Genomic DNA, 10,899 nt, shown 5'->3' on the forward strand with positions numbered 1-10,899 from the left:
GGCCGTGGTGAATGGAGAGTCCGCTTACACCGACAACCCCAACTCCACCACAGCCTCCCGCTCAGCCAAACCATCTACTAAATACACACTCCCCCCCAAAATCTCCTTGGCATGGTGCTTGGCCTGGGAAGCCAGTTCCGCCAGTTGGCTGGCATCCAGTTTCTCGCAGGCCTCGGCGCGCAGATGCACCACCCCAATCGACAGCGACAACAGCGCAAAATCCTGGCGAACCCCCTGTCGATTCAGTGCGGTAAAGCACCCCGCCTCCAGATGTTCAGGCCGGTAGAAGCGCCGGCAATGGGTCTGGAAGTCGCTCAGCAATTGGTCCAGGCGTTTGCGCCAGTCTTCCGGGCCGAGGACCAGCAGGAAGTCGTCGCCGCCGATGTGGCCGACGAAGTCGCGGCTGGGGTCGATGCGTTCGTTCAGGCATTGGGCCAGGCACAGCAGGACTTCGTCGCCGCGGCCGTAGCCGTAGATGTCGTTGAAGGGTTTGAAACTGTCGATGTCCACGTAACAGATCACCGATTCCTGCCGTTGTTGCAGCAGGCGCGTGAGGCATTGCTGGATCGGGACGTTGCCCGGCAGCAGGGTCAATGGGTTGGCGTAGCGGGCCTGTTGGATTTTCAGCTCGGTGATGAGCTTGAGCACATCGATTACCCGACCCAGGCCCAGGTAGCTGCCGTTGAGGGTGATGATGAAGTCTTCTTCGATGCGTTGTCGGGCGCGGCTGGTGATCAGGCGACTGACTTGTTGCAGCGATTGGTTCAACTCCACCGCGAGAAAGTCATCGCTCATCAGCCGGCTGATAGGCTTGCGGGCGAACAGGTCGGTGGCGAAGGGTTTGAGCAAGGCATCGGAGAGTGAATGGCGATGGACGATGCCGCAGGGCTGGTTCTGATTGTCCAGTACCGCCAGGGAGTTGAGGTTGGCCTGGCGCCGAAACGCTTCCAGCACGGTGGCGGTCGGTGTGTCGTGGGCCATCGCCGGTTGTTCGTTGAGCAGCGCACTGAGGTCGTTGATCTCATCGCTCAGCGCCGCCACGCCGCTGTCCTGCCTGGGCATCAGCGCCCTGGCATCGCGTGACGGTTGTTCCTGGGGGCGGGCCAGCAGATAACCCTGGACCAGATCGACACCCATTTCGATCAGCACCGCCAGTTCTTCCGGCAGTTCGATTCCCTCGGCAATCACCTGGGCGCGGGAAGCCCGGGCGATTTTCAGGATCGAGCCCACGAACTCGCGCTTGAGGGCGTCCTGATGGATGCCGTCGATGAAATGCCGGTCGATCTTCACATAGTCGGGTCGCAATTCGGACCACAGCCGCAGGCTCGAATAACCGGCGCCGAGGTCGTCCAGGGCAATCGAGAAACCCATGGCCCGGTAGTGATGCAGGGCGGTTTGCAGGAGCTGGAAGTCATCGATAGGGGTCTGTTCGGTCAGCTCGATCACCACCTGGCTGGGTGCGATGCCGAAGTCTTGCAGCAATTGCAGGGTGCGCCCCGTCTGGTGCGCGGATTCCAGCAGGGACTCGGGCGAGACGTTGAGAAATAGCTTGCCCGGCAGTTTTTGCTCGTTGAAGCGTTGGCAGGCGCTGCGGCGGCAGGCCAGCTCCAGCTCGCTGAGGCGTCCGGCCTGGCGCGCCACGGAGAGCAGCGCGATGGGCGAGTGCAGCGGGCTGTTGGAAGGGCCGCGGGTCAAGGCTTCATAGCCCACGATGCGCCTTTCGGAAAGACAGATGATCGGTTGGAACAGACTGTGCAAACCGCTTTGAGCCAGGATCGAACTCAAGGCACTCAGCTGTTCTGTCGTGGTCATGGCAATCTCTGGCGATAAAAAAAGGACCGGGTGCGGGGCACCCAGTCCTGTATTTCACGACAGACTGATGTCAGTTTGATGACACTCCGACAAGCATCACCATTAAATGGCCATCATCTTAGTGCTTGGCGATCGCCGTATTGAGTTTCAGGTAATCCAGCAGGATCCGCCCGGTCTCGCTCAGGTAGGCATCGTCTTCCGGCTTGGTTTTCTCCGGCTCGGTGATCAGGTCTTCGTCTTCTTTCTTCAGCTCTTTGAGAGGTTCTTCGCCCTTGGCCTTGCGACGCAGGTTTTCCATGGCCAGTTGCTTGGCCTCGATGTCGGCATGCTGTGCACGACGGTCGGTTTCGTTGAGGGTGACGGTTTTCTCCATCATCAACTTCTGCGCCAGGGCCAGCTTGTCGCGGATGAACACGAACTCCGCATCCTGGGCCGAGCGCGCGTCGTGGTCGGACTTGAGTTGGGCCAGGAACGGCTTGAACGGGTCAACGGCCGGTTTGATCGCCGGCCGGATGGTGTCCCACGGCATGGCTTCGGGCAGGGCGCTTTCACCGATTTCCTTGGTGTCGATGATCGAGGGGTAATCGATGTCAGGCAGTACGCCCTGATGCTGGGTGCTCTGGCCGGACACCCGGTAGAACTTCGCCAGGGTCAGCTTCAGCTCGCCATGGTTGAGCGGCTGGATGGTCTGCACGGTGCCTTTGCCGAAGGTCTGGCCGCCGATGATCAGTGCCCGGTGATAGTCCTGCATGGCACCGGCGAAAATCTCCGAGGCCGACGCCGACAAGCGGTTGACCAGCAAGGCCATCGGCCCCTTGTAGAACGCGCCCGGGTTTTCGTCTTCCAGCACATCCACTCGGCCATCGGCGTTACGCACGAGCACGGTCGGGCCCTTGTCGATGAACAGGCTGGTCAGCTCGGTGGCTTCCTGCAGGGAGCCGCCGCCGTTGTTGCGCAAGTCGATGACCACGCCGTCGACCTTTTCCTTCTGCAGCTCGGTCAGCAGCTTCTTGACGTCACGAGTGGTGCTCTTGTAGTCCGGATCCCCGGCGCGGAAGGCCTTGAAGTCCAGGTAGAAAGCCGGGATCTCAATGATGCCGAGCTTGTAGTCCTTGCCGTCCTGCTTGAGGTTGAGGACCGATTTCTTCGCCGCCTGTTCTTCCAGTTTCACCGCTTCACGGGTGATGGCCACGATTTTGCTGGTCTGGTCGTTCGGCGCGTTGCTGGCCGGGATGACTTCCAGGCGCACCACCGAGCCTTTCGGGCCGCGGATCAGCTTGACCACTTCGTCGAGGCGCCAGCCGACCACGTCGACCATTTCCTTGTTGCCTTGGGCGACACCGATGATCTTGTCCGCCGGGCTGACCTGTTTGGTTTTGTCAGCGGGACCCGCCGGAACCAGGCGCACGATCTTCACCTGGTCGTTGTCGCTTTGCAGCACGGCACCGATGCCTTCCAGGGACAGGCTCATGTTGATGTCGAAGTTTTCCGCGTTATCCGGCGACAGATAGTTGGTGTGCGGGTCGTAGGACATGGCAAAGGTGTTGATGTACGCCTGGAAAATGTCCTCGGCGCGGGTCTGGTCCAGGCGCGCCAATTGGTTCTTGTAGCGCTTGGTCAGGGTTTCCTGGATCTGCTTGGGATCCTTGCCGGCGATCTTCATGCGCAGCACTTCGTCCTTGACGCGCTTGCGCCACAGGTCATCGAGTTCGGCTGTGCTTTTGAGCCAAGGGGCGTCCTTGCGGTCGACCTGCAAGGTTTCCTTGGTATTGAAATCGATTTTGTCGACGCCCTTGTTCAGCTCGGCAAGGGCGTAGTCCAGACGCGCCTTCACGCGGTCCAGGTAGCGCTTGTAGATGGTGAACCCGGCGTTCAGGTCGCCGCTCTTGAGGAAATCGTCGAACTGGGTTTTCCACTTGTCGAATTCGGCGATGTCGCTGGCCAGGAAATAACTGCGGGACGGATCGAGCAGCTTCAAATAGCTGTCATAGATGATGACCGAGCGCGCGTCATCGAGCGGCGGCTTGCTGTAGTGATGGCGCTTGAGCAATTCGACGACATTAAGGCTGGCAATCACTTCGTCGCGATCGGGCTGAAGCTTGTCCCAGCTGTTGGCTGCGAACGTATCGTTCGACAACGGTAACAGGCCGAGGCCAATGACGAGCGCGAGGGCGGTGCTGGGGAACAGGTGCTTCATGCTGATTCGACGCAGGGACAATTGATAACGCATATTAGGCCGTCTTTGAAGTCGCCGGTTCCATGTGGCCCGGGCGCATAATGCAAGAAAGCCCGGCGTTGAAGCAGCGGGCCCAGTCGAGACTCACTATGGAGGCACCGTGAAAGCATTGCAAGGCGTTGAAGGCCAAGTGGTATGGGCAGATGAGCCGAGCCCGACGTGTGATGTGGGGCAAGTTCGCATCCGTGTGGCGGCCGCCGGCCTGAATCGGGCCGATTTGTTGCAAAAAGCCGGGCTTTACCCGCCACCACCCGGCGCCAGCCAGGTGTTGGGGCTGGAGTGTTCCGGGGTGATCAGCGAGGTCGGGCCGGGCTCGTCCTGGCAGGTGGGTGACCGCGTTTGTGCGCTGCTGGCCGGCGGTGGGATGGCCGAGGAGGTGGTGGTCGATGGCCGTCACGTGCTGCCGGTGCCCGAGGGCTTGTCCTTGGCTGAAGCGGCCGCGCTGCCTGAGGTCTACAGCACCGCGTGGTTGAATCTGTTCCAGCTGGCAGCGCTCAAGCCGGGCGAGAAAGTGCTGCTGCATGCCGGGGCCAGCGGCGTCGGTTCGGCCGCGATCCAGCTGTGCAAGGCGTTCGGCAACCCGTGCTGGGTCAGTGTCGGTTCGACCGAACGGCTGTCTTATTGCGAGGCCTTGGGCGCCCAGGGCGGCGTGGTACGCACCGATGGCCTGGAGGGTTTGAACGACCTCGCTCCCTTCGACGTGATCCTCGATCCGGTGGGTGGCAGCTACGCCAAGCTCAACGTGAAACTTTTGTCAGTTGACGGCCGTTGGGTGTTGATCGGCCTGATGGGGGGGCGCTCGACCGAGCTCGATCTGGCCCAGGTGCTGGGCAAGCGCATCCAACTGTTGGGCTCGACCCTGCGCAGCCGTGACGATCAGTTCAAGGCTGACTTGATCAGTGAGCTGGGGCAACAGGTGTGGCCGCTGTTTGCCGACAAGCGCCTGAGCCCGCAGTTGGCCCGGACCTTCGCAATCAAGGACGCCGAAGCGGCGTTCGCGGAGCTGGCGACCAACCAGGTATCGGGCAAGTTGGTGTTGCTGATCGATGAGAGCCTGAGCTGACTTTGCGCAGACTTGTGGGAGCGAGCTTGCTCGCGATAGCGGTGTGACAGTCAACAAAGTTGTTGAGTGTGCGACCGTCATCTCGAGCAAGCTCGCTCCCACAGGTGTCTTTATTTGCAGGAGCATTTGCATGCTTGCACCGAGATGACGGGCACCTTCATCCCAATTGACAGTGGCTTGCACCGTTGACCGGCGACCACGGGCAAGCGGACCTTTGGTCGGCAGCCCGTACCCGATGCGCGCCCCCTGCTAGCGTTAATTAAGGGGGGATGGGGGTAACCGCAGCTTTCATTTCACCCGCCAGGTGAAGAGGTTGATCATGGCCATCGCCGAATGGCGCATGCAGGGCGTCGAATTCGTTGCCTGCAACTGTAATTGGGGCTGTCCTTGTCAATTCGATGCGCCACCGACCCGGGGCCACTGCCAGGCGGTGGCGTCGATGCGAGTGGAGCACGGGTATTTCAATCAGGTGGCGCTGGGAGGTTTGTGCTGGGCTGCCACCTTCGCTTGGCCGGGCGCCATTCATGAGGGTAACGGCAGTTGTCAGGTGTTCATCGATGAACGCGCCGACGAGGCGCAACGCCAGGCCCTGCTGACCATCCTCTCTGGCCTGGAGAGCGACCCCGGGGCCAACGTGTTCCAGGTGTTCAGCAGCACCATGAGTGAAGCATTCGAACCGCTGTTCGTGCCCATCACCCTATCCATCGATGTCGATCAGCGCTTGGCGCACCTGGACATTCCAGGCGTGCTGCAGGCCAGCGGCGAGCCGATCCGTAGCCCGATCGACGGCTCACCTCATCGAGTCCGCCTGTCCCTGCCCAACGGCTTCGAGTTCCTTGAGGCCGAAGTCGCCAGCGGCAGCTACCAGACGCATTCAGCCCTCAAGCTACAGTCCCAGGGCAGTCATAGCCATCTCGCCCACGTACACTTCACCGGCCATGGCATAGAGCCGTAATGGCAGGGCCTCGGGCGGCGACGCCGAGCAAGCGACTGACAGGCGAGCAGTTGCTGTTCCTGCTCTGCCTGCTTGCGCTGACCGTCCTGGCCTGGCTGATGCTGCTGCGCATGGCCCGCGACATGAGTGCGCCGGGTGGCATGGCCGATGCGGCAATGGCCGGTATGGTCATGCCCTGGAGCCTGAGCGATGCGCTGCTGATGTTCGTCATGTGGGTGGTGATGATGATCGGCATGATGCTGCCCAGTGCCGTGCCCATGCTGCTGATCTACCAGCAGATGCTGCGCAAGCGCATGCCGGCACCGCAGCGACACCTGGCCCTGCTGCTGTTTTGCAGCGCCTATGGTCTGGTCTGGGCCGGCTTCGCCCTGGGCGCCACGGCGCTGCAATGGGCGCTCGAACGGCTCGCCCTGCTCAGTCCGGGGATGCGCAGCAGCAGTACCGCTCTGGGCGCTGGCCTGCTGCTGGTCGCAGGCGTCTATCAGTGGCTGCCAAGCAAGGCGGTCTGCCTTGAGCATTGTCGCGGGCCGCTGCATTTTCTTCTCAGCTACTGGCGCCCCGACGTGCTCGGCGGCTGGCGCATGGGCCTGGCCCATGGCGCTTACTGCCTGGGCTGCTGCTGGGCCCTGATGGGCCTGCTGTTCGTGGTCGGCGTGATGAATCTGCTCTGGGTGGCAGTGATCGGTGCCTTCATCCTGCTGGAGAAAAACCTGCCGCAGGGACTCTGGCTCAGTCGTCTCTGCGGATTGTTGTTGCTCGGCTGGAGCCTGTGGCTGCTGCTGGGCTAGGGGCTGAAGCTGTGGGAGCTGAGCCCGTGGGAGCTGAGCTTGCTCGCGATAGCGGTGTATCAGCTAAATCAATGTCTGCTGATCCACCGCTATCGCGAGCAAGCCCGCTCCTGCACCGGGCTGCTCACTTCCAGCTATGGATTGGCCACCCGGCCGATTCGGCATGGGCCTTCAACACCGGGTCCGGGTTCACCACGTGCGGGTGATCGACCTTGAGCAACAACGGCAGGTCGTTGCGCGAGTCGGAATAGAAACTCGCGCCTTCCAGGTTCTCCTCCTCGGCATCCAGCCAATCCAGCAACCGCGCGATCTTGCCTTCGCGGTAGGTCAGGGTGCCCACGGTCTTGCCGCTGTACACGCCATGGGCCACTTCAAGCTCGATCGCCAGGATCTCATCGATGCCCAGGCGTTCGGCAATCGGCTTGACCAGATGCGTGCCCGAGGCCGAGATCACCAGGATCCGGTCGCCGGCCTTGCGGTGTTCGGCGATGGTCTTGGTGGCGTCGCTGAAGATGATCGGTTCGATGAAGTCTTCCACCCACGGCGCCACCAGGTGCTCGATTTCCTCCGGTGTGCGGCCGATCATCGGTTCCAGGCTGAAGTCCATGTACTCTTCCATGCTCAGCTTGCCGTGGCTGTAGGCGTCCATCAGCTCGTTGTTGCGCCGCATGAACGACTCGGGATCGACCCAGCCCAGGCGACCCATCTGTTCACTCCAGAGGGTGGCGCAGTCGCCGTGGATCAGGGTTTCGTCCAGATCAAAAATTGCCAGGGCCATCAGCGTGTTTCCCTTTTCAAAATCAACAAAGCCATCAGGCTACCTCACACAGCGCCGATGGATCGATGGAAAGTGCCAACCGTGCGCCATCGGGGTGCAGGTCGGCGGCCGAGCGGTTGAGCACATCCACCACCAATTCCACGCCACGGGCTTCGACCCGGTAGCGGATGACGTTGCCCAGCAGGCTGTGGCTGCGGATCAGCGCATCGGCCTGGCCGCTGCGGCTCAGCTCGATGGCCTCGGGGCGGATGGCGATGCGACCGTTCACCGGCCGCTGCAGCAGTTTGCTCGCGCTGTCGGCGTCCAGCAGGTTGTAGTTGCCGATGAAGCCGGCGGCAAAGACATCGACTGGCGCAGTGTAAAGGGTTTCGGCATCGCCGCTTTGTACGATCTTTCCCTGGTTCATCAGGAAAATCCGGTCAGACATGGTCAGGGCTTCTTCCTGGTCATGTGTGACGAAAATCGTGGTCAGGCCCAATTCACGCTGGATCTGTCGGATCTGTTCACGCAAGTGCTTGCGAATCCGCGCATCCAGGGCTGACAGCGGCTCGTCCAGCAACAACAGGCGCGGCCGCGTGACCAGGGAGCGGGCGAGGGCGACACGCTGGCATTGGCCGCCGGAGAGTTGATGGGGGTAGCGGGCGGCAAAATCGTGCAGCTCCACCAGGCGCAGGATCTCCAGCACGCGCTGGCGACTGTCCGAGGCGTCGACCTTTTGCATGCGCAGGCCGAAGGCGACGTTTTGCTCCACGGTCATGTTCGGGAACAAGGCGTAGCTCTGGAAGACCATGCCGATGCCGCGTTTCTGAGGGCTCAGCGGGACGATGTCCTGTCCGTCGAGGATGATCTGGCCGGCATCCACTGCGGTCAGGCCGGCAATGCAGCGCAACAGCGTGGACTTGCCACAACCGGAAGGGCCGAGCAGGGTGACGAATTCGCCCTTGGCGATCTCGCAGTTGATGTCGCTGAACACCGGGGTGCCGGCATAGCTTTTTTGCAGGTGTTGGACGCTGACGTAGCTCATTGGCTTTTGTCCTTGTTCAAGATATTGGCCGCCCAGGTCAGGACCAGTACGAAGAAGAAATAGGAGATCACCAGCGCACTGGTGAAGTGGCCGCTGCTGTTGCGCATGTTGTTCAGGTAGACCTGCAGGGTTTCATAGCGGGTGCCGACGAGGATGTTGGCAAACACGAATTCGCCGAACAGGAACGAGAAGGACAGCAGCAGCGCCACCATCAGGCCCTTGCGCAGGTTCGGCAGCACCACCAGGAACGCGGCCTGGAAGGTGCTGGCGCCAAGCAGTTGGGCGGCGTCCATCAGGTCGCGCAGGTTGATGGCTTGCAGGTTGTTGGTGATCGCCCGGTACATGAACGGCAGGGCGACGGTGAAGTAGCAACCGATCAGGATCCACGGCGTACCGACCATCGCCAGCGGTCCGGAGCCATAGAGTTGCAACAGCCCCACCGACGACACCACGGGCGGCACCGCGAACGGCAGCAGGATGAGGATGTTCATCAGTGCGTCGAGTTTGGGGAAGTGGTAGTGCACCACGAACAGCAACGGCAGGATCAACACCACCGAGAGCACCAGCGCACCGACACAGACCAGCAACGATTGACCGAAGGCGTGGAGAAAGCGCGGATCGCTCCACAACTGCACATACCATTTGAAGGTGAAGCCGCTGGGCAGCACGGTGGCCGACCAACTGCTGGCGATGGAGTAGACCAGCGTGCCGGCCAGGGGCAGCAGCAGGATGGCGAACAGCAGGTACACCACCGCCCGATGATAGAGCCCGACGGAGCCCGGTTCAGCGCGAGACATGGTAGCTCCTCTTGAGCAGCAACTGATGGACGATGGTCACCACGGTCATCAACGCCACCAGCACCACGGCCAGGGCACTGGCCAGGTTAGGGTCGAGGGAAATGTCGCCGGAGACCATGGCGGCGATTCGGATCGGCAGCACGTTGAAGTTACCGGTGGTCAACGCGTAGACCGTGGCGTAGGCGCCGAGGGCGTTGGCCAGCAGGATCACGAAGGTGCCCAGCAGCGCCGGGGTCAGCACTGGCAAGCCGATGTGCCGCCAGAACTGCCAGCCGCTGGCGCCGAGCAACTCGGCGGATTCGCGCCAGTCTTCGCGCAGGGCGTCGAAGGCCGGGTAGAGCAGCAGCACGCCGAGGGGAATCTGGAAGTAGGTGTAGAGAATGATCAGCCCGGTTTTCGAATACAGGTTGAAATCCTCGATGATCCCCGCCTGCTTGAGCATGATCGTGATGCTGCCGTTGAACCCCAGCAAAATGATGAAGGCGAAGGCCAGGGGCACGCCGGCGAAGTTGCTGGTCATGTTGGCGAAGGCATTGACGAAGTTGCGCAGCCGTGAATCCACACGGCGCAGTGAGTAGCTGCCGAGCACGGCGATGACGATGCCGAACACACTGGACCAGAAGCTGATCTCCAGGCTGTGCTGGATGGCTTGCAGGTAGAACTTGGAACTGAAGATCTTGCTGAAGTTGGCCAGGCCCCAGCCGAATTCTTCCGATTCCAGGCTGTTGACCAGCACCCAGAGCAGCGGGGCGATCTGGAACACGATGAAGAAAATCGCGAAGGGCACCAGGCACAACGCTGCCAGCCATTTGCCGCGCGTCATGGCGTTCACTTGAGTAACTCCTGGCAATAGGGTTTGTCGTGGTCGATGCCGAGCAATTGGCAAATGGTGCCGCACAGCTCGGTCTGCCTCGGTGCGGCAGCGGGATCGAAACTGAAGCTGTCACCCAGGACGAACAGCGGCACTTCCCGTTCTTCGGCCAGCAGGCCGTTGTGGGAGCGGTCGTTGTTCATGCCGTGGTCGGAGGTCACCAGCACCTGGTAACCGGCGTCGAGCCAGGCTTGCAGGTAGACCGCCAGGTTGATGTCGGCCGAGCGGGCACTGTTGCGGTATTGCGGGGTGTCGAGGCCGTGCTTGTGGCCGGCGTCGTCGATGTTCATCGGGTGCACCAGCAGGAAGTTCGGCAAGTAGCGCTGGCGCAGGTGTTCGGCGTCGGCGAACAGATGGGAATCGGGGTAGTGGTCATTCCAGTAGAAATGCCCGTATTGAATCGGCAGGTCGGGGTTGTCGGTGTGACGGTCGCGACCGGCCACGAAGGGCGAAGTGTTGTAGAGCTCGCTGACCCAGTGGTACGCCGCAGCCGCTGTGCTCAGGCCGGCCTGGGTGGCGTAGTGGAAAATGCTGCGCTGGTTCGACAGGCGCGTGACGTTGTTGTGCACGATCCC

Annotated in this window: 10 protein-coding genes; 3 read left to right on the top strand and 7 right to left on the bottom strand. The window is 61.6% G+C overall.

The annotated features are described in order from the left end of the window. Positions 1-24: 24 nt before the first annotated feature. Positions 25-1,812 (bottom strand): bifunctional diguanylate cyclase/phosphodiesterase, encoded by a 1,788-nt coding sequence (locus J4E53_RS27800; RefSeq protein ID WP_060741101.1) that lies wholly within the window; start codon positions 1,810-1,812, stop codon positions 25-27. Between the two features lie 118 nt (positions 1,813-1,930). Beyond that, positions 1,931-4,009: a carboxy terminal-processing peptidase gene (locus J4E53_RS27805; protein ID WP_177431744.1), complete on the bottom strand. Its 2,079-nt coding sequence runs from the start codon at positions 4,007-4,009 to the stop codon at positions 1,931-1,933. A 139-nt stretch (positions 4,010-4,148) separates the two neighbouring features. Between J4E53_RS27805 and J4E53_RS27810 the strand changes: the two genes are divergently transcribed. The 3 genes from J4E53_RS27810 (at position 4,149) to J4E53_RS27820 (ending at position 6,854) form a co-directional block, all read left to right on the top strand. Then, positions 4,149-5,111 carry a zinc-binding dehydrogenase gene (locus J4E53_RS27810; protein ID WP_060741103.1) on the top strand — a complete coding sequence of 321 codons (963 nt, stop codon included), beginning with the start codon at positions 4,149-4,151 and terminating at the stop codon, positions 5,109-5,111. 319 nt (positions 5,112-5,430) lie between these two features. Further along, the gene (locus J4E53_RS27815) at positions 5,431-6,066 is read left to right on the top strand and encodes a DUF1326 domain-containing protein (RefSeq protein ID WP_060741104.1); all 636 of its coding nucleotides are present in this window, start codon (positions 5,431-5,433) and stop codon (positions 6,064-6,066) included. Beyond that, positions 6,066-6,854, top strand: coding sequence for a DUF2182 domain-containing protein (locus J4E53_RS27820; protein WP_103310920.1), 789 nt, complete (start codon positions 6,066-6,068; stop codon positions 6,852-6,854). Before J4E53_RS27815 ends, J4E53_RS27820 begins: the two co-directional genes overlap by 1 nt. 124 nt (positions 6,855-6,978) lie before the next feature. Here the strand turns inward: J4E53_RS27820 and J4E53_RS27825 are convergent, their stop codons facing one another. The 5 genes from J4E53_RS27825 to J4E53_RS27845 form a co-directional block, all read right to left on the bottom strand. Next, the gene (locus J4E53_RS27825) at positions 6,979-7,632 is read right to left on the bottom strand and encodes an HAD family phosphatase (protein WP_060741106.1); all 654 of its coding nucleotides are present in this window, start codon (positions 7,630-7,632) and stop codon (positions 6,979-6,981) included. Positions 7,633-7,666: 34 nt separating this feature from the next. After that, positions 7,667-8,656 (bottom strand): ABC transporter ATP-binding protein, encoded by a 990-nt coding sequence (locus tag J4E53_RS27830; RefSeq protein ID WP_060741107.1) that lies wholly within the window; start codon positions 8,654-8,656, stop codon positions 7,667-7,669. Beyond that, positions 8,653-9,453 carry an ABC transporter permease gene (locus tag J4E53_RS27835; protein ID WP_060741108.1) on the bottom strand — a complete coding sequence of 267 codons (801 nt, stop codon included), beginning with the start codon at positions 9,451-9,453 and terminating at the stop codon, positions 8,653-8,655. Before J4E53_RS27835 ends, J4E53_RS27830 begins: the two co-directional genes overlap by 4 nt. Next, positions 9,440-10,276, bottom strand: coding sequence for an ABC transporter permease subunit (locus tag J4E53_RS27840; protein ID WP_161951765.1), 837 nt, complete (start codon positions 10,274-10,276; stop codon positions 9,440-9,442). Before J4E53_RS27840 ends, J4E53_RS27835 begins: the two co-directional genes overlap by 14 nt. A 5-nt stretch (positions 10,277-10,281) precedes the next feature. Continuing rightward, positions 10,282-10,899 (bottom strand): alkaline phosphatase family protein (locus J4E53_RS27845; RefSeq protein WP_207268235.1); only part of this gene is annotated, 618 nt, incomplete at its 5' end.

The organism is Pseudomonas sp. FW305-28 (assembly GCF_017351395.1).
In the GTDB taxonomy this organism is placed as follows: domain Bacteria; phylum Pseudomonadota; class Gammaproteobacteria; order Pseudomonadales; family Pseudomonadaceae; genus Aquipseudomonas; species Aquipseudomonas fluorescens_AA.